Below are 19,462 nucleotides of genomic sequence, written 5' to 3'. Positions count from 1 at the left end.
CGCATCCGCAAACCGCGCAATTACGACCGGCTGTTATTCAGCTAGGCTTCAGCTTATGGTGGTAGACCATGGCTGTGCGAACGAGCCCGCCCCCCAACAGCCCGTTCGCATCCGAGCCAGTGCCTGGCCTCCCGGCTCTGCCTTTCCCTCGGAAGGCAGAGCCGATTTCCGGCGGCAAATTGCACGCTCGGCGATCATTCATCCCCTGTTCAGCCCTATGGTTTCAGGATGAGGACGATGAAGGAGGTTCATCATGAAAATCTTCAAAACCCTGCTTGCTGGAATCCTCGGCCTCGGTCTGCTCATCGGCGCCGGCGCGGCATCGGCCACGCCGATGATGAAGATGTCGAAGCCGGAAGTTCAATCGTCCGTCCAGACGGTCCACTATCGTCGTTATCACCATCGCCATTGGCACGGTCCGCGGCATCACAGACATCATCACTGGAATTCGCATCGCAGCTACCGGAGCCACTACTGGCGCGGCCATCACCGCGGCTGGTACAAGCACCACCGCCACCATCCCCACTACCGCCACCATCGGCATCACTATTATCGGGCCTGAAACCGCGCTTGGTGTAGCTTGACGTGAATGTAAGACGGCAGCGCTCGCGAGGGCGCTGCTGTCAGAATGGTGTTCCGTGGCGATTGGCGCTAGCTGCTTTCGGCCCGCAGGTTTTTGCTTGATCTGAGGCGCTCCAGCGCCGGCGCGAATTCTATTGTTTCGCTTCAAACTGCCTTTGGAAAGTTGTAACCGCGTCGCGATTATCGGTGCTCATCTTCACGCTCTGATCACTTTTCTTCAGAAGATCATCGAAAAACGTAGGTTCGCTGTACTTTCCCCAATCAAATTTCAAAGGTGACTTCACACCCCCACCTTGGGTGCCTGGATTTTGTGACGACTGATTGGCCGCCTCCAACCTATTAAGACGCTCATTTGCGACCCTTAAGGCTTCAGTGGTCTGCCTGATAGTTTCATTAGCTTGGATATTGTCATCTGCCAGTTTCTTAACTTGGGAAGTAAGATCAGCGGTTTCGTCGCGGCGAGTATATTTAAAGCCTCCGTCAGACCATTCAAAATTCGAAACGGATGGGAGAAGCATAAGCGCAGCTCCTGCAGCCAACACCATTGCATGTCCGGAGGAAACCTCTTTCCCTCTAACAATCAAGCCGAGCGTAAATACTATAAGAATAGCTCCCGCTGCCAAAGCAATATAGTCGAACATTGCCATACCCCCTCTAAGTTGTGGGCTTGAACAATGACTCAACGATGGAAAAAGTAAACAGGTGGAGATACAGTTCTACATTTCCATGCCGCATGGATATGCCGACAGCAGAAGGAAACACCTGAAAATCAGGGAGAACAGCACACACCGCAACGAAATTGCGACGTAACGCACCGATAAAACATTGAATTCTCTTAAAGAATGGTAGCGGAGGAGGGATTTGAACCCCCGACACAAGGATTATGATTCCTCTGCTCTGACCTACTGAGCTACTCCGCCACGTCTGCGCCTGATCCATCAGCATCATGCGCAAAGGTCAAACGAAACCGCCGCTCGAAGAACGTTGGCTCGTCGGTGAGCGGCTTATAAGGTGCGGTTCGGCTTTGTGTCAAGCGGATGATTTGGAAAAATCAACGCTTTCCCCCACGCGGCCGTCGCTCGTCCTCAGGCCGCCACCGGGCTTGCCAGCAGCGCCTTCAGCGAGGCCTCCGCCGAAGGTTCGCGCTCCGAGCGTTCGATGAAGCCGCCGCCATAGACGCGGGCGTCGTCGCCGGGGGCGGAATAAAGCGCGCAGGCCTGGCCGGGGGCGACGCCGGCCTCGCCGATCGTCAGATCGACATAGATGCCGCCGGCATCGGCATGCAGCACGGCCGGCGCCGGCGCGCGCGTGGAGCGCACCTTGGCGTAACAGGCAAAGCCCTCGCCGGACGCCGCCTGCATCAGCGGCTCGTCGCCCAGCCAGTTGACATCGCGCAGATAGACGCGATGCGTTTCCAGCGCCTCCTTCGGACCGACGATGACGCGGCGCGAGCGGGCGTCGAGATAGACGACATAGAGCGGCTCGCCGGTGGCGATGCCGATGCCGCGGCGCTGGCCGATCGTATAATGCAGGATGCCCTCGTGCTGGCCGAGCACGCGGCCGTCGAGATGGACGATCTCGCCGGCCAGCGCCGCATTCGGCTTCAGCTTGGCGATCACGTCGGAATATTTGCCCTGCGGTACGAAACAGATGTCCTGGCTGTCGGCCTTCTTGGCGACGACGAGGCCCATCTCCTCGGCCAACGCGCGGGTTTCCGCCTTCGGCATGCCGCCGAGCGGGAAGCGCAGGTAGTCGATCTGCTCCTGCGTGGTGGCAAAGAGGAAATAGCTCTGGTCGCGATCGGCGTCGGCCGGGCGATAGAGCGCGCGGCGGCCGGGATGATCCGCGGACGGGTTCGGGCGCGAGCGGATGTAATGGCCGGTCGCCAGCGCGTCGGCGCCGAGCTCCTTGGCCGTTAGCAACAGATCGGCGAACTTGACCGTCTGGTTGCAGGCAACGCAGGGGATCGGCGTCTCGCCGGCGACATAGCTTTCGGCAAAGGGATTGATCACCGTCTCGCGGAAACGCTTTTCGTAATCGAGCACATAGTGCGGAATGCCGAGCGTTTCGCAGACGCGGCGCGCATCGTCGATATCCTGGCCGGCGCAGCAGGAGCCGGCACGGTGGACGGCGGCACCATGATCGTAGAGCTGCAGCGTGATGCCGAGCACATCATAGCCCTGGCGCTTCAAAATGCCGGCAACGACCGAGCTGTCGACGCCGCCCGACATGGCGACGACAACGCGCGTATCTTCCGGCCTCTTGTCAAAATCCAGTGTATTCACGGTCTTGCCGCCAATCTCGATCGATCTTCGGTGCTGTCTTCCGTCCACCGGTTGCCATGCAAAAGCGGCGGATTTTCATCCTATGGGGGCTCGCGGCGACCTCGGCCGCCCGCCTCGATGGATGAGGGATATAGAAAGGATTGCCCTCGCGCGCAAGGGGCGGCGAATCAGCGAGGCCCCGAACGGCGGTCAACGCTTCATCTTCAGCTGCCGGATGAGGTTGAACCCTCGCCGCAGCGCCGTCACCGCGGCGCCGACAGCGATGATCCAGAGCGCGATGGTCAGCACCCAGCTCCCGCCGTTCCAGAGCACTTCGAGGATGGAAATCAGCGCCGCGGCCGTGATCGTCGCCATGCGATGCTGCTTGGCCATGGGCCCGCCGAAATCGCTGGGATTGCCCGTGGCCCGACCGAGCTCGCGGACATAGGCCGTCAGAACCGCGAAGGCGGCTGCGGCCCAGCCAAGGCCGGGCGCGGCGATACCGTAGCCGACGCCGGCAAAGATCAGGATATCGGCGACACGATCCGGAAATTCATTCCAGAACGGCCCATCCGCTTCGCCCTTGCCGCCCTCGACGGCGACCATGCCGTCAAGCAGATTGCACAGCAGCCTAAGCTGGCAGAAGAGCGCTGCAAGGATCAGGAACAGAACCCGCGACCCGCCATCTCCCCCGCCCGATAGCCAGAAGGAGCCGCCGGCCAGCGCCGCCATGACCATGCTTGCCTGCGAAATCTGGTTCGGCATCACCGACAATGCGGTCATCCGCCGTGCCAATGCCTGTGCCCACCGCGTATTGCGGCTCGCCAAAGGCCGCCTGTCGCCCGTTCCTTCGCCCGCCATGACCCTAGCGCCTCCCGCCGGAAATCGAATAATTATAGATCGCCGCATAGCTGGTGGAGACCAGCAACGGCACCGCGATGGTCCTCAATATCTCCGGCGTGCCGCTGAGCGCATGGATCGTCAGCAATATGGCGGTAGAACCGAGACAGGCGATCAATGGCGGCGCCCAGAGAGAAGTGAAGCCGCCGAAGCGTTTCGACAGGGCTTCGACCACCGATTTGAGGAACAGCGTCAGACATGCAGACAAAATGCCCTGGACAAGACCAGCGATCAGAGGCCGCGGCATCGGATGCATGCGGTTGGCGAAAACGGCCCAGCCGCCCATGGCGAGAAAGGCGAAAAGCACATGCACGATGCTGCTGCCGGCAAGCGCCCTCACCCGCCCGATCATGACAGCGACCACCAGTAGCGGACCAGATGAAAGAAGATCGGGGCGGAAAAGACGACCGAATCCAGCCGGTCGATCAATCCGCCATGGCCTTCGATCAGGTGCCCCCAATCCTTGACACCGCGATCCCTCTTGATCGCCGACATCACCAGACCGCCGAAGAAACCCATGATCGTGATGACGAAGGCGAGAAGCCCGGCTTGCAAGGGCGTAAACGGCGTGATCCACCACAGCGCCGCGCCAATCAGCGTCGCGCTGGCGACGCCGCCGACAAAGCCTTCCACCGTTTTCGACGGCGACAGTTTCGGCGCGATCTTGTGGCGCCCGAACAGCTTGCCCCAGACATATTGCAGCACATCGCTGAGCTGCACGACGATGACGAGGAAAGCGATCAAAAGGACATTGCGGCCTTCATAGCCGGGAATGTGCAACGTCAGCAGCGCCGGCACATGCGAGGCGCAGAAAACGCAGATCATCAGCGCCCATTGCACTTCGGCGATACGGATCAGGAAGCGCTCGGTATCGCCGCGCACGACCGCGATGATCGGCATCAGCAGGAAGGCATAGACCGGGACGAAGATCGCATAGATGCCGTATTCCTCGGCCCAGAGCAGATAATATTGCACCGGCAGAACGATGAAGAATGCGGCGGCGAGCGCCCAATGGTCGGCGCGCCGGGTGCTGATCAGCGTGATGAATTCGCGCAGCGCCGCAAAGGAACAGAAAGCAAAGAGCAGGATGACGCCAGCACGGCCCGCCACAAAGGCGAGACCGATCAGGATGACCATCACCCACCAGGCCTTGATGCGGGCATTCAGGTTTTCGATGGCCGCGTTCGATCCGTCCGGCGACAGCCGCTGCTGCAACACATAACCGACGACGGAGGCGACGATCAGAACGCCGAAAATGCCGAAAACCAGGTGGATCAGATCGGAGCTCGCCGCACTCATACGCCATGCCCCGCTTGCTTGGGCGACAAAGCCAGCAGTGCCGATTGCGCCCGCGCCAGAAAATCCGCCTTCTCTTCCTGCGCGCCGATATGCAGGGCCTCGCCGAAAGTCACCGTGCAGATCAGCGGAATGGGCACGAACTCACCCTTGGGCATCACACGGTTGAGATTGTCGATCCAGACGGGAACAAGATCGATATCGGGACGTGCCTTCGCCAGATGATAGAGCCCGCTCTTGAACGGCTGCAACGGCATATCCGTCAGGTTTCGCGTGCCCTCGGGAAACAGGATGAGCGAGAAGCCGGCGTCGATTGCCGCAGCCATTTGCTCGACCGGGTCCTCCGTTCGCGCCTCACGATCGCGCTCGATCAGAACGGCATTGAAGACATCGCGACCGATGAAACTATTCAATTTCGACTTCAGCCAGTAGTCGGCACCGGCGACCGGCCGCGTGCGCTGACGCAGCCGTGGCGGAAGTACGGTCCAGATCAGGATGAAATCGCCGTGGCTGGAATGATTGGCGAAATAGACGCATCGGTCGGTCGGAGCACCGCTCTCCGGCCAGATCGCCCTGACAGCGGTAACGGCCCGCGCGAACAACACGACAGCGAAAGCTGCCGGCTTTGCAAACCACTTAAGCGGCCTGCCCAGCGCATCTGAAAAAATGCTCTTTTGTAACGCCCCCATGACAAAGAAATAGGCTGGTTTGCAGGCCCCCGATAGCCTGCCCGCCAAACTTATCCACAATCCGGTCTTCAACAAGGAAAACCCGGCGCAACGAACGTTACGCCGGGTTTTCAGATCGCTCTTGGGAGGAGCAAATCAGTCGACGTTGAAGACCAGCGGCTTGGCCTGACGGATCGCCTGATGGGCCGTCAGCTTGCCCAGAACCTCGTCGCCGATCGGGCCGTCGACATAGAGCAGCGCGATGGCGTCGCCACCCTGCTTGTCACGGCCAAGCTGGAAGTTGGCGATGTTGACGCCGGCGGAGCCGAGCGTCGTGCCGATGAAGCCGATCATGCCGGGAACGTCGGTATTGGCGAGATAGACCATGTGGTTGCCGACATCGGCGTCGAGGTTGATACCCTTGATCTGAATGAAGCGCGGCTTGCCGTCGGAGAAGACGGTGCCGGCGACCGAGCGCGTCATGCTGTCGGTGGTCACCGTCAGCTTGATATAGCCGTCATAGACGCCGGTCTTGTCGCGCTTGACCTCGGCGAGCACGATGCCCTTTTCCTTGATCATGATCGGCGCCGAAACCATGTTGACGTCAGCCACCTGATTGCGGATCAGACCGGCGAGCAGCGCACTCGTCAGCGCCTTGGTGTTCATGCCGGCGGTGACGCCGTCATAGAGGATCTCGATTTCCTTGATCGGATCGTCCGTCACCTGGCCGACGAAGGCGCCGAGAACGTCGGCGAGCTTGATGAACGGCTTCAGGATCGGCGCTTCCTCGGCGGTGATCGAGGGCATGTTGATGGCGTTGGACACCGCACCCTTGACCAGATAGTCGGCCATCTGCTCGGCCACCTGCAGAGCAACGTTTTCCTGGGCTTCCGTGGTCGACGCGCCGAGATGCGGCGTGCAGACCACGTTCGGCAGGCCGAACAGCGGGCTTTCCTTGGCGGGCTCGACCTCGAAGACGTCGAAGGCAGCACCCGCGACATGGCCGGACTTGATGGCGGCAGCAAGGGCCGCTTCATCCACCAGACCGCCACGGGCGCAGTTGATGATGCGCACACCCTGCTTCATCTTGGCGATAGCGCTGGCGTCGATGATGTTGCGGGTCTTGTCGGTCAACGGCACATGCAGCGTGATGAAGTCGGCACCGGCGAAAAGCTCATCGAGCTCGACCTTGGTGACGCCCATTTCCTCGGCCCGCTCCTTCGACAGGAAGGGGTCATAGGCAAGGACGTGCATCTTCAGGCCGATGGCGCGGGCAATCACGATCGAGCCGATATTGCCGGCGCCGATGACGCCGAGCGTCTTGCCGGTGATTTCGACACCCATGAACTTCGACTTTTCCCACTTGCCGGCCTGGGTCGAGCTATCGGCGGCCGGAAGCTGGCGGGCGACGGCGAACATCAGCGCGATGGCATGTTCCGCCGTGGTGATCGAATTGCCGAACGGCGTGTTCATGACGATGATACCGCGGCGCGAAGCGGCCGGAATATCGACATTGTCGACGCCGATGCCGGCGCGACCGACGACCTTGAGGTTCTTCGCCGCTTCGATGATCTTTTCCGTCACCTTGGTGGCGGAACGGATGGCAAGACCATCATAATTGCCGATGATTTCGAACAGCTTGTCCTTGTCCTTGCCAAGCTGCGGCTGGAAATCGACTTCGACGCCGCGGTCGCGGAAGATCTGAACGGCGGTTTCCGACAGTTCGTCGGATACGAGAACGCGAGGTGCCATGGTAGGCCTCCTGAAAAAAGGTCAGCTAAGAATCAATTCGGAATGCTGGGCTCCGCCTATCGTGGCGGAGCCATGAACGCTTCAAACCTCAGGCAGCAGCCTGGGAGAGCGTCGCCTTCTGCGTTTCGAACGCCCAGGCAAGCCAGGGCATCAGCTTCTGCATGTCGGAAGCTTCGATCGTCGCGCCGGCCCAGATACGCAGGCCCGACGGCGCGTCGCGGTAATGGCCGACGTCATAGGCGACGCCTTCCTTTTCGAGGAGCGCGACCAGGCCCTTGGCGAAATTCGCCTGACCATCGGCATCGAGAGCGACGACATCCTTGTCGACGATCTTCAGGCAGACGGAGGTGTTGGACTCCGTCTCGGCCTTGACGGCGAGATTGGCGATCCAGCCGTTGGCGGCAACGAAATCGTGGATGACCTTGGCATTGGCGTCGGCCCGGCCAATCAGCGCCTTCAGGCCGCCGAGATCCTTGGCCCAAAGGAGAGCATCGATATAGTCCTCGACGCAGAGCATCGACGGCGTATTGATCGTCTCGCCGGTGAAGATGCCCTCGATGAGCTTGCCGCCGCTGGTCATGCGGAAGATCTTCGGCAGCGGCCAGGCCGGCTGATAGGTGGTCAGGCGCTCGACGGCGCGCGGCGACAGGATGATGACGCCGTGTGCGCCCTCGCCGCCCAGAACCTTCTGCCAGGAGAAGGTGACGACATCGAGCTTGGCAAAATCGAGGTTCTGCGCGAAAGCGGCCGAGGTGGCGTCGCAGATCGTCAGGCCCTTGCGGTCGGCCGGAATGAAATCGGCGTTCGGAACGCGCACGCCAGAGGTGGTGCCGTTCCAGGTGAAGACCACGTCGCGGTCGAAATCGACAGCGGAAAGATCGGGCAGCTCGCCGTAACCGGCTTCGAGCTTGCGGACGTCCTTGAGCTTCAACTGCTTGACGACGTCGGTGACCCAGCCGGCGCCGAAGCTTTCCCAGGCAAGCATGTCGACGCCGCGCTCTCCGAGCAGCGACCACAGCGCCATTTCGACGGCGCCGGTGTCGGAAGCCGGAACGATGCCGATGCGGTAATCGGCCGGTACTTCGAGAGTTTCGCGGGTAAGGTCAATGGCCTGCTTCAGCTTGGCCTTGCCGACTTTCGCGCGGTGCGAACGGCCAAGAGGCGCGTCGGAAAGGGCATCGAGCGTCCAACCGGGGCGCTTCGAGCAGGGGCCAGAAGAGAAATGGGTATTGTTCGGACGGATGTCCGGCTTGGCGAGCTTAGTCATGATGCTATCCTCTCAGATAGAAAGCTCCTCGTTGGGGAGGAGTGTCCCGCCGCCGGGTATATTGGATGTGCTCGGTAAGCACAATAGGCAAAATACGCGGGTAGACACCCTCTCACATATTCGTGCAGAAACGACGCGGAGATTGGCCACACAAAAGCTGGTTTCTTTGCGGACACGCCACCATATGCTATGGCGTTGCATGGATTTGCGCCTATCGATGAAGAACAAATGTCTCTAACACATCAAGTCGCACTGTCCGAAAGTCCTCACATGCCCTCGCAGCCGCTGCCCGTCTACCTCATCAATATCGATCGGGCGACGGACAGACTGGCCGAAATGCAGCGGCAGAGCGACGAATTCGGCATCAAGATCGAGCGTGTCGACGGTGTCGACGGCGCCCTTTTACCGCAGGAACAATGGACCGACGTCGACCACGAGCGCTTCCAGCGCCGGCATGGCCGGGTCATCCTGCCCGGCGAATATGGCTGCTACCGCAGTCATCTGCTGGCCTTGCGGCAATTCCTGGCCGGCGGCAGTCCCTCGGCTGTCATCATCGAGGACGACATCGCCTTGAACGGCGATTTTCTCGCCCGTGCCCTGGCCATTCAGGACGCAGCTCCGAAGGCCGAAGTCATCAAGCTCGTCAATCATCGCTGGGGAGGCTTCCGCGCCACGACCAGCAGCAACAAAGGGGATGTGGTCGGCCGCTGCCTCTTCGGCCCGCAGGGCTCGACAGCCTGCTATCTCGTGACGCGCAGCGGCGCGGAAAAGATCGTCAGGTCGCTGGCGGTCATGTCCCTGCCCTGGGATGTCGCCGTCGAACGTGGCTGGGACATGCGGACATCCATTTTCACCACACGCACCAACATCGCCGGCTTCAGCCCGCTGCAAAGGACGACGATGATCGGCTGGCGCCGCGATTATCGCGCCGCGAAATCCTCCGCCTGGCGGCGGATTCCGGCGCATATTTTCCGCACGGTGGATTTCTTCCGCCGCATTGCCTACGTGCTGAACGCGCCGTGAGCCGACCTACCAGGTGGTGATTCGCAAGCCGACGCGAATCTCGTGGCGGGAAAGATCGCCGTCGCGGCCCATCGTGCCGCCGGCACCCGCTGCCGAATCGGCGGCGGAATAGCCGAACATGTCGCCGCCGGCGACATGGGAGAAGCGATAGCCGAGATCCAGCTTCACATTCGGCGCCACCTCATAGGCGACGCCGGCCGTCAGCGCATAGGTGAAGCGCCAGTCACTCTCACCCGAATAACGCGTGCTGACCGACGAGGCGCCGCCGCAGCTGGACGCGCCATCGACGCAGGAGCCGACAGCGTTGACGTTGCCCCAGGAGATCCGGGTGGCGCCGAGACCGGCGCCGACATAGGGCGTGAAGCCGGCAAGCGTGCCGAGATCGACATAGCCGTTCACCATCAGGCTGCCGGCCTTGTACGAGGAGCGCGCCCTGGTGGAGCAGCCGGTGCCGGCTGCACCGCCGGCACATGGCGAGGCGCTCGAACTCTTGCCGGTGAAATCGCCGCTAAAATAATCGCCGGTCAGATCGGCGCGGATAAGATCGTTGAACTGATAGCCGACCCCCAGCCCGCCGGAAAAATCGCCGCTGAAACGGCTGGAATCAAACTGGTCGGAACTGTAGTCGCCGGTGGCTGAATCATAGGCGCGAAACCGCGTGTCGCCGTGGCTCGCGTTGACGGCATAGCCGAGATCGCCGCGCACATACCACCCCTTGGCATCCTTGACACTGACTTCCGGCATCTTGATTTCGGGCGGCAGATCGCCCGCATAGACGGTGCCCGCACATGCGCCCGCCATCATCGCGGCCAGCGCCAAAGCGTCGAAACGGATCATTACTCCTCGCCTTCCATTCCCGGGCAGGCGCCCGCATTCCACTCCGGCCAGCTCTTGCAGTCCCGCTTTGCGGCTCTCTCCAAAAGAAGAGACCGGACCATGCCGCAGCCATTGTCATTTCATTAACCATAGGGAATTCATGGTTAACGAAGGTTTAAGCCATGGCCGAATTGCTTAACGGCAACCGCAAAAAGAAGAAGCCGCCCGGCGAACCGGACGGCTTTTCAATGGGCTCCAGAAGCTGGAAAGGTTTACTTGTAGACCGGCTGGACGGGGATATCGGCCGGCGGCATGTAGCTGGCCGTCTGGCAGCCGCCGAACGTATAGCGGGCGCCGATGCGAGCCTCATGCAGGTTGAGCCCCTTGTCGGAGCCGGGGCCGCCATTTTCGGCATAACCGAACATGTCGCCGCCTTCGATATGGCGGTAGCGATAGCCGACATCGGCCTTGAGGTTGCAGGAGAGGTCGATGGAGGTGCCGGCCATCAGCGCATAGGTGAAACGCCAGCTGCCGCGGCCCTTATGCGTGACGGTGCCATCGCAGGAATCCGGATTGGCATCGGAGCAGGAGGTGTTCTTCAGCTTGTCCCACTTGACGTAGGTGCCGCCGAGACCGCCGCCGACATAGGGCGTGAAGACGCCGTAGGTGCCGAGATCGACATAGGCATTGGCGAGCAGGCTGTAGGCCGTGAGCGACGTCCGGTCGCGGGAAGTGGCGGGTACGGAGGTGAAGTCCGGTCCGCAGCCGCCGCAATCGCCGCGCGTCGAACCCTTGAAGTCCGACTTGAAGAGATAATCCAGCGTCAGGTCCGTACGCAGGTAATTGTTGATCTGGTAGCCGACACCGCCGCCGATCGTCCAGCTGTCATCAAGCTTGGCGGTACTGAAATCGGCGACGTTGCCGTTCGAGCCCTGGAAATAATTGGCGCCACGAAGCTTGGTGAAGGCATAGCCGACATCACCGCGCAAATACCAGCCGCTCGCCTCGCTGACGGCAACCTCCGGTGTCTGCTGTGCCGGCTCCGGCGTATAAAGATCAGCGGAAAAAGCGGAAGTGCCGACCAACAAAGCGGCAACGGCCCCGATCAGGGATTTCATCATGGCTTTGGCTCCGAATTATTTGCCATTGGCACGACAAACGCTTGCCAATCGTAAAAGACATGAGATGGATAATGATTGATAAGGGTTAAAACCGGATTAACTACGAATATTTACTCTACTTATTTGCAAGCTATACTTGTTTTATATATTAGTAATTCATAATTATCTCACCGTAACAGCAAGATATCCTTCCGGATGGATATCTTCGGACCTCGCGATCCGGGAAACCGCTTCGCCACTCCCCACGCGTTTAAACCAATTGGCAAGAATAGCACCGCTACCTTGAGCACCGCCGGGGCCTGGAAACATGGAGGAAGTCATTGACTTGCTTTCGCAGACTGCGCGCCGGCTTCGGCCTCGCGCTGATCTTCATTGCCTCGAGCGTGCTCGCCGGTCCGGCGCCGACCCATCCGGTCGCGGCGACGGCCTGGGCCAAAGGACGGGAAACCGGGTTGCCGATCCCCCGTTACGTATCGCTGAAAGCCAATAGGGCGCGCATGCGCGTCGGGCCGTCGACGGACTATCCCACCCGATGGATCTACATGAAGCCCGGCTTGCCGCTGGAAATCATCGACGAATACGGCCATTGGCGACAGGTGCGCGACGATACCGGCTCGACGGGCTGGATGCACAGCGCCCTGCTATCCGGGCTGCGAACTGCGGTGGTCGCGCCATGGCTGAAAACAAACATCATGCTGCGCAGCGGCCCGCAGACGACCGCCTCGCTGATTGCCGAGTTGCAACCGCGCGTCCTGCTGTCGCTGCGCTCCTGCTCCGGCACATGGTGCCGCGTTTCCGTCCCGGATCATGCCGCAAGTGGTTATGTCAGGCAAAACCTGCTCTGGGGCGCCTATCCCGGCGAGCTGTTCCAGTAGCGTCAGTCTGCAACCATGCTCGGAAATGAATATGGCCGCCCTTGGCGAGGCGGCCATGTCCGAATGCGATGAAAGGCCGCTGCCTTGGTCAGGCAGCGCTGCGCACGCTCGAGATCACATCGATCAGGCCGCCGACGATCCGCTCGATCTGGCCACGATCGTCGCCCTCCGCCATCACGCGGATCAGCGGCTCCGTACCCGAGGGGCGGATGACCAGGCGACCATGACGGGCAAGCTCGCTTTCAGCATCGGCAATCGCCTTGCGCACCTGATTGTCCTCCAGCGGCTTGCCGCCGGAGATGCGGACGTTGCGCAGCAATTGCGGCACCGGCTCGAAACGCCGGCAAACCTCGCTCACCGGCTTGCCGGTGCGCTTGACGGCCGCCAGGATCTGCAGCGCCGCCACGAGGCCGTCACCGGTCGTGCCATAGTCGGACAGCACGATATGGCCGGACTGTTCGCCGCCGACATTGTAATTGTGCTGGCGCATATGCTCGACCACATAGCGGTCGCCGACCGCCGTGCGGGCAAGCGCCATGCCGCGCTCTTCGAGGAAGCGTTCCAGGCCGAGATTGGACATGACGGTGGCGACGATGCCATTGCCGCGCAGGAGCTGGCTCTCGGCCCAGCTTTCGGCGATCACGGCCATCAGCTGGTCGCCGTCGATGATGGTGCCGGTTTCGTCGACGATGATGACGCGGTCGGCGTCGCCATCCAGCGCGATGCCGATATCGGCCCGCACCTCATCCACCTTCTTCTGCAGCGCGACCGGGCTGGTGGAGCCGCAGTTGAGATTGATGTTGGTGCCGTTCGGCTCATTGCCGATGGTGACGACCTCGGCACCCAGCTCCCACAGCACGGCCGGCGCGACCTTGTAGGCGGCGCCGTTGGCACAGTCGATGGCAATCCGCAGGCCCTGCAGCGTCACGTCGCGTGGCAGCGTGCGCTTGGCATGCTCGATATAGCGGTCATGCACGCCGTCGACGCGCTTCGCGCGGCCGATATTCTCGGACTTGGCGAGATGCGCCGTCATGTCCTTTTCGAGCAGATCCTCGATCTTCATTTCGAGATCGTCGGAGAGCTTGTAGCCGTCGGGACCGAAAAGCTTGATGCCGTTGTCCTCGTAAGGATTATGCGACGCCGAAATCATCACGCCGATATCGGCGCGCAGGGAACGCGTCAGCATGGCGACGGCCGGCGTCGGGATCGGGCCGAGAACGAAGGCATCGACGCCGGCGGCGGTAAAGCCCGCCACCATGGCGTTTTCCAGCATATAGCCGGAGAGGCGCGTATCCTTGCCGATGACCACGCGATGGCGATGGCTGCCGCGATGGAAGATCGTGCCGGCAGCGATACCCACGCGCATGGCAAGATCCGGCGTCATCGGATAGATGTTGGATTGACCGCGGATTCCGTCCGTTCCGAAATAGCGACGTTTCATATGCACTCCCGTGATTGCTCAGTCCCACTGCGGGACTGCGGCATCCCGTCCACCTCCCCCGCGAAGCAAGGACCGGCGCGAACATCGATGCTTGTGGCTCATGCCACAGATTGTAAAATTCGGCACTTAAATTACCGAGAATGGCTATTACAACGCGTTACCGTTAATAAGCACTGAAAAAGGCCAGTTCCCGGTTGCAAGGGAGCTGGCCTCTTCATCGATAGGCTTTGATCGCCTCTGTCGCGCTTAACGCGGCTGCGGTTCGAAGCCGCCCTCGGGCTCATCGCCCTTGGTGCCCAGCGAACCATCCTTCTTGGCGCCGGTCTTCGGCACGGCCGAACCACGGCTCGGCGGCGTGTCGTCGCCAAGATCACGGGCGGGCTTTTCACCGCGAATGAGTGCCTTGATCTCCTCGCCGGACAGCGTCTCATATTCGAGCAGGCCTTCGGCCAGCGCGACGAACTCGTCATGCTTCTCGGTGAGAATGTCCTTGGCTTGGCGATAAGCCTCGTCGATCAGACGGCGGACTTCATTGTCGATCTTCTGCGCGGTCGCTTCCGAAACATTCTTCGACTGCGAGACGGAATGACCGAGGAAGACCTCCTGCTGGTTTTCACCATAGGCGACCTGGCCGAGCTCGTCGGAGAAGCCCCATTGCGTGACCATGGCGCGGGCAAGCTTGGTCGCCTGCTCGATATCCGAGGATGCGCCGGAGGTGATGTTCTCCTTGCCGAAGGTCAGCTCTTCGGCAACACGGCCGCCCATCATGATGCAAAGACGCGAGACCATCCACTTGTAGCTCATCGAGTAGCGGTCGCCCTCGGGAAGCTGCATGACCATGCCCAGCGCGCGGCCGCGCGGAATGATGGTCGCCTTGTGCAGCGGATCGGCAACGGCGACGTTGAGCGCCGTGATCGCGTGACCGGCTTCGTGATAGGCGGTGAGCTTCTTTTCCGCTTCGGTCATGGCCGAAGAGCGGCGCTCGGCGCCCATCATGATCTTGTCCTTGGCGTCTTCGAATTCCTGCATGGTCACCAGACGCTTGTTGCGACGGGCGGCCATCAGGGCGGCTTCGTTGACGAGGTTCATCAGATCGGCACCGGAGAAGCCGGGCGTACCGCGGGCAAGCGTCTTCAGGTCGACATTCGGCGCCAGCGGGACGTTGCGGGCGTGAACCTTGAGGATGCGCTCGCGGCCGACGATGTCGGGGTTCGGAACCACGACCTGGCGGTCGAAACGGCCTGGACGCAGCAGCGCGGGATCGAGAACGTCGGGGCGGTTGGTGGCCGCTATGAGAATGATGCCCTCATTGGCCTCGAAACCGTCCATTTCGACCAGCAGCTGGTTCAGCGTCTGCTCGCGTTCATCGTTACCGCCGCCGAGACCGGCGCCACGATGGCGGCCGACGGCGTCGATTTCGTCGATGAAGATGATGCAGGGCGCGTTCTTCTTGGCTTGTTCGAACATGTCGCGGACGCGGCTTGCGCCGACACCGACGAACATTTCGACGAAATCCGAACCGGAAATGGTGAAGAACGGCACATTGGCCTCGCCGGCGATGGCGCGGGCCAGCAGCGTCTTACCCGTACCGGGAGGACCGACGAGCAGAACGCCGCGCGGAATGCGGCCACCGAGGCGCTGGAACTTCTGCGGATCGCGCAGGAATTCGACGATTTCTTCCAGATCCTGCTTGGCTTCATCGACACCGGCGACGTCATCGAAGGTGACGCGGCCATGCGCCTCCGTCAGAAGCTTGGCCTTGGACTTGCCGAAGCCCATGGCACCGCGCGAGCCACCCTGCATCTGCCGCATGAAGAACAGCCAGACGCCAAGGATCAGGAGCATCGGCAGCAACGTGCCGAGATAGCTCAGGAAGCTCGAGGAACCGTCCGATTCCGGACGGCCAGCAACGATAACGTTCTTGCTTTGCAGGCGCTCAAGCAGGCTGTCGTCCACGACCGGGGCATAGGTCTGGAAGGGGGTTCCGTTTTCGACATAGCTGCCAACCACGCGATTGCCCGTGACGGTGACGTCGCGGACGCGGCCGGAATCAACTTCCCGGAGGAACTGCGAATAAGGGATTTCCCTGGAGCCTGTTTGTGCCGGCGCGTTCTGGAACATGCTGAACAGAGCGATCAATAGCAGCGCTATGATTGCCCACAGAGCGAAATTACGAAAATTAGGGTTCATCGAACTCCCCAGCACTGAAACTCCCGCCGCTGAGCGGCGGTATTACTTGGTCCCTAACATAGGGTTGCGTCAGGCCCTTGCCAAGGCAAACCGCGTCGCCACGCGCTTTATTCCGTCAATAACTCTCAAAGCGGCGGCGGCATATAGGGTTGGCGACCGAGGCAGGCGGCCAGCCGATTGGCAAATGTGAGATCGAATCGTGTCAAAAAGCGGTCGAAAGGCGCCATATAGGGCGTGATCGCGGCTGCCTCCCCGTCGCCTGCGACATGTGGCAGCGCCGCGCGCGCCCTTTGTACCGCGCCCTTCGGCAACCCTTCCGTGAATGGACCACCTGCGCATGTCCCCGCCATTTCGATACGGATCGCGGATCGACCGGAATTGACGATCCGGAACCGCCCGTCCCAGACGCCCTCGGCGCCGGCCGCCAGAACAAGCGGCTGAATGCCGCGGCTTTCGCGCATGAGATAGAGCCCATCCTTGCGCAGGTCGAAGACGACACCTCCCGCTGTCCGGCGCCCCGGCTTGCCTTCGGCGATAAAGTCCAGAATGCGTCGCATCCGTTCGCGGCCCGGTCCGTAAGGCGCGCCGCCGAAGACACCGGCGAGATGGGAGAACGCATAGGCAAGAACCGCCTGCTCGGCCTCAAGCGCCGGGCGGGCGATGGCGCAGAGCACATTGGCGTGCACGGTCACATATCGATCCAGCCAGGCCGCGGCTTGCGCCGAAAGCGCCGCGCGGGCCAGTCCGCCATCGGCAAGCGCGGTCGGCTCCCTTTCGCCCGCCAGATGCTTGCGTGTGCGCACCCGCTCGTAGCGCAGATCTTCGTTGCTTGGATCATCCAGCCAGGAGATGGCGCGGTTCGCGAGATAGGCGCGGATATCCGCGCGCCGGCAGGCCAGAAACGGCCTTGCAATCCAGACGCGCCGGTCGAACAGCATCGCCCCGGCAATGCCTGTCCCAACGCTGCCGTCGCCTTCGCCAAGACGCGCCGCGCGCATGGCCAGCGTCTCGCGCTGATCGTCGAGCGTATGGGCGGTGACGATGACATTGGCGGAGATGTCCGCGGCGATATCCGCGAGCAGACCGTAGCGCGCCTCGCGGGCAGCGGCCATGATACCGCTTTTCGGCTTCCCGCCTTCCCAGCGGCGGGATACATGCGCGATCCCGAGCGATGCGCAGAGCGCGGCGACATCGCGCGCTTCATCGGCAGCCTCGGGGCGCAGGCCATGATCAATGGTGGCGGCGGAAAGGATGATCCCGGAATTCGGATAGGATTTCAGCTGATCCGCGAGGGCGGCCAGGAGCCCGGTCGAATCGCTGCCGCCGGAAATGGCGACGAGAACATGGGCGGGCTTGAAAAGAGAATGAAGAAAATCGGCGGCTGCGGCTTCGGGTACCCGCGCCGCGGCGGCGCCGGCTACAGCGTCACCCGACATGGCGATCAGCAGGCAAGGCGCTTTTCTTCGCTGGCCACCTTGCCGGTCACGGCTTTCGAAGCCTTCGGATAGCGCTTGGTCACCTCGCGCAGCGTCGCGCAGGCCGTGTCCTTGTTGTCGAGCGCGGCAAGCGACATGCCGAGCTTCAGCAGCATTTCCGGCGCCTTTTCGGAGGAGCTGTATTTTTGATGCGCGTTCAGGAAGGTCTTGGCGGCATCATTGTACTTGCCTTGCGAATAGAGCGCTTCGCCAAGCCAGAAATTGGCATCCGCCGCGCGGCCGCTGTTCGGGTAGCTGTCGATATACTGGCGAAACTCCTGCTCGGCGACGCTGTAGTCGCCGGACAGGACGTGGCCGTAGGCCGCCTTGTATTGATCGTTCTCGCTGCCGAGCGAGGCGGTCTGCGTCGAAGAACCCGTGCTTGGCGCGGCGCCGGAGCTGTTGTTGCTGCGCGTCGCCGTCGCTCCGACCTGCTTGCCGCTCTGATCGAACTGGATCGAACCGAGCTGGGTCGGCGGCTTGCCGGAGCCGCCGCCCTGCTGGGCCGTGTCCGGCGTGTCGCTGCCCTGGGAATCGCCGATTACGCCGGCAATATCGTCCTGCTGGGTGCCACCCTGAGCCGGAGCATCGGCCTCGCTCTTCTTCATCGAGCCGCCGGTGGTAGCCCCGCCACCGCCGACGCTGCCGCCACCGCCACCGCGTTTTTCGAGCTGCTGGAAGCGGAATTCATTGTCTTCCTGCGTCTTGCGGATCTGCTCCTGCATCTGCAGCAGCTGATAGCTCATTTCCTCGACGCGGCCGTTCAGCTGGCGCATCTGGTCCTCGAGCTGCTGCAGGCGAACCTCGGCATTGCTGCTCTGGACGTTGATGACAGGCGCTTGCCCGAACTGTCCTTGTCCTTGAGGCATCGCATTGTTGGGAGCGGTCTGCTCCGCGGCGCCGCGTCCCCCCAGATGAAGTCCGAACAGCGACAGGGCAGAGGCATCGCGCTCGCTACCGGCAAAAGCAGCGAGGCAAAGCAAGCTCGCCACGACAAGTTTTCTCATATGGATCATCCTGCCTGATTGATTCTTCGCACCATGGGCACGACCAGGAGATTTTTTACAATTGCTCTCAAAAAGCAACGGAGTTCGGCCAAAGTGTGGTCAAAAAAGTAAAGGCGGCCACGCAGGCCGCCTTTGTGCATTTCGACCGGAATTCCGGCTATCAGGAACCAGCGCCGTTGAGCACGGTGACAGCACGACGGTTCTGCGACCAGCAAGAGATGTCGTCGCAGGTCGCGACCGGACGTTCCTTGCCATAGGAGATGGTCTTCATGCGCTGAGCCGGAACGCCGCGCGAAGCCAGATAGTCCTTGGTGGCGGCAGCGCGGCGGGCGCCGAGAGCCAGGTTGTATTCGCGGGTGCCGCGCTCGTCGGCATGACCTTCGACGGTGATCGCGTAGTTCGGATAGCGGGCCAGCCACTGCGCCTGACGGTCGAGCGTCTGGGCAGCATCGGAACGGATCGAGGTGCTGTCGGTGTCGAAGAAGATGCGGTCGCCGACATTGACCGTGAAGTCCTGCGGCGAGCCCGGCGTGGCGTTGCCGGCACCGTTGAGGCCGAGGCCGTTGGCATCGTTCGGCAGGCCCTTCTTGGATGCGCAGCCGGCCAAGGAAAGGCCGACGAAAAGCGCGATCATGATCGGGTTGCGAGCGAGGTTCTGCATGTGGCCAACGGCCGGGGTTGCGATGCGGCTCATGGCCGGTCTCTCCTTAAGTCTCTATCAGGGTTGCCAGACTGTAACCGGGTGCGGTTAATCCGATTCCAACAAATATGGTTAATGCTGTCTT

Annotated in this window: 18 protein-coding genes and 1 tRNA gene; 3 read left to right on the top strand and 16 right to left on the bottom strand. The window is 61.6% G+C overall.

Annotated features, from left to right (window positions below; genetic code table 11):
- Positions 1–253 precede the first annotated feature (253 nt).
- The gene (locus FHX11_RS20790; RefSeq protein WP_184360099.1) at positions 254–562 is read left to right on the top strand and encodes a hypothetical protein; all 309 of its coding nucleotides are present in this window, start codon (positions 254–256) and stop codon (positions 560–562) included.
- Positions 563–713: 151 nt separating this feature from the next.
- On the opposite strand, the gene FHX11_RS20785 is transcribed toward FHX11_RS20790, so the two are convergent.
- The 9 genes from FHX11_RS20785 to FHX11_RS20745 form a co-directional block, all read right to left on the bottom strand.
- Positions 714–1,223, bottom strand: a complete 510-nt coding sequence (locus FHX11_RS20785; RefSeq protein ID WP_184360097.1) for a hypothetical protein — start codon at positions 1,221–1,223, stop codon at positions 714–716.
- A gap of 202 nt (positions 1,224–1,425) precedes the next feature.
- Positions 1,426–1,502: transfer RNA gene (locus FHX11_RS20780), tRNA-Met, on the bottom strand.
- 165 nt (positions 1,503–1,667) lie between these two features.
- Complete coding sequence (gene mnmA / locus FHX11_RS20775) at positions 1,668–2,867, bottom strand: tRNA 2-thiouridine(34) synthase MnmA (protein ID WP_184360095.1); 1,200 nt, start codon at positions 2,865–2,867, stop codon at positions 1,668–1,670.
- Between the two features lie 189 nt (positions 2,868–3,056).
- Positions 3,057–3,707, bottom strand: a complete 651-nt coding sequence (locus tag FHX11_RS20770) for a CDP-alcohol phosphatidyltransferase family protein (RefSeq protein WP_184360093.1) — start codon at positions 3,705–3,707, stop codon at positions 3,057–3,059.
- A 4-nt stretch (positions 3,708–3,711) separates the two neighbouring features.
- On the bottom strand, positions 3,712–4,098 hold the full coding sequence (locus FHX11_RS20765) for a hypothetical protein (protein ID WP_184360091.1): 387 nt from the start codon (positions 4,096–4,098) through the stop codon (positions 3,712–3,714).
- Positions 4,095–5,045 (bottom strand): phosphatidate cytidylyltransferase, encoded by a 951-nt coding sequence (locus FHX11_RS20760; protein ID WP_184360089.1) that lies wholly within the window; start codon positions 5,043–5,045, stop codon positions 4,095–4,097. The genes FHX11_RS20765 and FHX11_RS20760 overlap by 4 nt, the downstream gene beginning before the upstream one ends.
- Entirely contained in the window at positions 5,042–5,731 is a 690-nt protein-coding gene (locus FHX11_RS20755) for a lysophospholipid acyltransferase family protein (protein WP_184360087.1), read from the bottom strand. The genes FHX11_RS20760 and FHX11_RS20755 overlap by 4 nt, the downstream gene beginning before the upstream one ends.
- Positions 5,732–5,866: 135 nt before the next feature.
- Entirely contained in the window at positions 5,867–7,462 is a 1,596-nt protein-coding gene (gene serA, locus FHX11_RS20750) for a phosphoglycerate dehydrogenase (RefSeq protein WP_184360085.1), read from the bottom strand.
- 88 nt (positions 7,463–7,550) lie between these two features.
- On the bottom strand, positions 7,551–8,729 hold the full coding sequence (locus tag FHX11_RS20745; protein WP_184360083.1) for a phosphoserine transaminase: 1,179 nt from the start codon (positions 8,727–8,729) through the stop codon (positions 7,551–7,553).
- A 270-nt stretch (positions 8,730–8,999) separates the two neighbouring features.
- Between FHX11_RS20745 and FHX11_RS20740 the strand changes: the two genes are divergently transcribed.
- The gene (locus tag FHX11_RS20740) at positions 9,000–9,752 is read left to right on the top strand and encodes a glycosyltransferase family 25 protein (protein WP_184360081.1); all 753 of its coding nucleotides are present in this window, start codon (positions 9,000–9,002) and stop codon (positions 9,750–9,752) included.
- 6 nt (positions 9,753–9,758) lie between these two features.
- On the opposite strand, the gene FHX11_RS20735 is transcribed toward FHX11_RS20740, so the two are convergent.
- Positions 9,759–10,589 (bottom strand): outer membrane protein, encoded by an 831-nt coding sequence (locus FHX11_RS20735; protein WP_184360079.1) that lies wholly within the window; start codon positions 10,587–10,589, stop codon positions 9,759–9,761.
- Between the two features lie 251 nt (positions 10,590–10,840).
- Positions 10,841–11,689: an outer membrane protein gene (locus FHX11_RS20730; protein WP_184360077.1), complete on the bottom strand. Its 849-nt coding sequence runs from the start codon at positions 11,687–11,689 to the stop codon at positions 10,841–10,843.
- 320 nt (positions 11,690–12,009) lie between these two features.
- On the opposite strand from FHX11_RS20730, the gene FHX11_RS20725 reads away from it, so the two are divergent.
- On the top strand, positions 12,010–12,564 hold the full coding sequence (locus FHX11_RS20725) for an SH3 domain-containing protein (RefSeq protein WP_184360075.1): 555 nt from the start codon (positions 12,010–12,012) through the stop codon (positions 12,562–12,564).
- 88 nt (positions 12,565–12,652) lie between these two features.
- Here the strand turns inward: FHX11_RS20725 and glmM are convergent, their stop codons facing one another.
- The 5 genes from glmM to pal form a co-directional block, all read right to left on the bottom strand.
- Positions 12,653–14,005: a phosphoglucosamine mutase gene (glmM, locus tag FHX11_RS20720; protein WP_184360073.1), complete on the bottom strand. Its 1,353-nt coding sequence runs from the start codon at positions 14,003–14,005 to the stop codon at positions 12,653–12,655.
- Positions 14,006–14,251: 246 nt separating this feature from the next.
- Positions 14,252–16,195, bottom strand: a complete 1,944-nt coding sequence (gene ftsH, locus FHX11_RS20715; RefSeq protein WP_184360071.1) for an ATP-dependent zinc metalloprotease FtsH — start codon at positions 16,193–16,195, stop codon at positions 14,252–14,254.
- 125 nt (positions 16,196–16,320) lie between these two features.
- Entirely contained in the window at positions 16,321–17,631 is a 1,311-nt protein-coding gene (tilS, locus tag FHX11_RS20710) for a tRNA lysidine(34) synthetase TilS (protein ID WP_184360069.1), read from the bottom strand.
- 5 nt (positions 17,632–17,636) lie between these two features.
- Complete coding sequence (ybgF, locus tag FHX11_RS20705; RefSeq protein WP_184360067.1) at positions 17,637–18,677, bottom strand: tol-pal system protein YbgF; 1,041 nt, start codon at positions 18,675–18,677, stop codon at positions 17,637–17,639.
- Positions 18,678–18,837: 160 nt separating this feature from the next.
- A complete protein-coding gene (gene pal, locus FHX11_RS20700) occupies positions 18,838–19,371 on the bottom strand; it encodes a peptidoglycan-associated lipoprotein Pal (RefSeq protein ID WP_184360065.1) in 534 nt (177 codons plus the stop codon).
- Between the last annotated feature and the right edge of the window lie 91 nt (positions 19,372–19,462).

The sequence above is a fragment of the Rhizobium sp. BK602 genome (assembly GCF_014195095.1).
GTDB lineage: Bacteria > Pseudomonadota > Alphaproteobacteria > Rhizobiales > Rhizobiaceae > Rhizobium.
The sequence above is the reverse complement of the archived record's forward strand: the minus strand, read 5'-3'. Positions and strand labels throughout refer to the sequence as shown.

What these genes read in the sequence shown, in the direction of transcription:
- FHX11_RS20790 (WP_184360099.1), top strand. Translation starts at nt 254, where the DNA reads ATGAAAATCTTCAAAACCCTGCTTGCTGGAATCCTCGGCCTCGGTCTG.
- FHX11_RS20785 (WP_184360097.1), bottom strand. Translation starts at nt 1,223, where the DNA reads ATGTTCGACTATATTGCTTTGGCAGCGGGAGCTATTCTTATAGTATTT.
- FHX11_RS20770 (WP_184360093.1), bottom strand. Translation starts at nt 3,707, where the DNA reads ATGGCGGGCGAAGGAACGGGCGACAGGCGGCCTTTGGCGAGCCGCAAT.
- FHX11_RS20765 (WP_184360091.1), bottom strand. Translation starts at nt 4,098, where the DNA reads ATGATCGGGCGGGTGAGGGCGCTTGCCGGCAGCAGCATCGTGCATGTG.
- FHX11_RS20760 (WP_184360089.1), bottom strand. Translation starts at nt 5,045, where the DNA reads ATGAGTGCGGCGAGCTCCGATCTGATCCACCTGGTTTTCGGCATTTTC.
- FHX11_RS20755 (WP_184360087.1), bottom strand. Translation starts at nt 5,731, where the DNA reads ATGGGGGCGTTACAAAAGAGCATTTTTTCAGATGCGCTGGGCAGGCCG.
- serA (WP_184360085.1), bottom strand. Translation starts at nt 7,462, where the DNA reads ATGGCACCTCGCGTTCTCGTATCCGACGAACTGTCGGAAACCGCCGTT.
- FHX11_RS20745 (WP_184360083.1), bottom strand. Translation starts at nt 8,729, where the DNA reads ATGACTAAGCTCGCCAAGCCGGACATCCGTCCGAACAATACCCATTTC.
- FHX11_RS20740 (WP_184360081.1), top strand. Translation starts at nt 9,000, where the DNA reads ATGCCCTCGCAGCCGCTGCCCGTCTACCTCATCAATATCGATCGGGCG.
- FHX11_RS20735 (WP_184360079.1), bottom strand. Translation starts at nt 10,589, where the DNA reads ATGATCCGTTTCGACGCTTTGGCGCTGGCCGCGATGATGGCGGGCGCA.
- FHX11_RS20730 (WP_184360077.1), bottom strand. Translation starts at nt 11,689, where the DNA reads ATGATGAAATCCCTGATCGGGGCCGTTGCCGCTTTGTTGGTCGGCACT.
- glmM (WP_184360073.1), bottom strand. Translation starts at nt 14,005, where the DNA reads ATGAAACGTCGCTATTTCGGAACGGACGGAATCCGCGGTCAATCCAAC.
- ftsH (WP_184360071.1), bottom strand. Translation starts at nt 16,195, where the DNA reads ATGAACCCTAATTTTCGTAATTTCGCTCTGTGGGCAATCATAGCGCTG.
- tilS (WP_184360069.1), bottom strand. Translation starts at nt 17,631, where the DNA reads ATGTCGGGTGACGCTGTAGCCGGCGCCGCCGCGGCGCGGGTACCCGAA.
- ybgF (WP_184360067.1), bottom strand. Translation starts at nt 18,677, where the DNA reads ATGAGAAAACTTGTCGTGGCGAGCTTGCTTTGCCTCGCTGCTTTTGCC.
- pal (WP_184360065.1), bottom strand. Translation starts at nt 19,371, where the DNA reads ATGAGCCGCATCGCAACCCCGGCCGTTGGCCACATGCAGAACCTCGCT.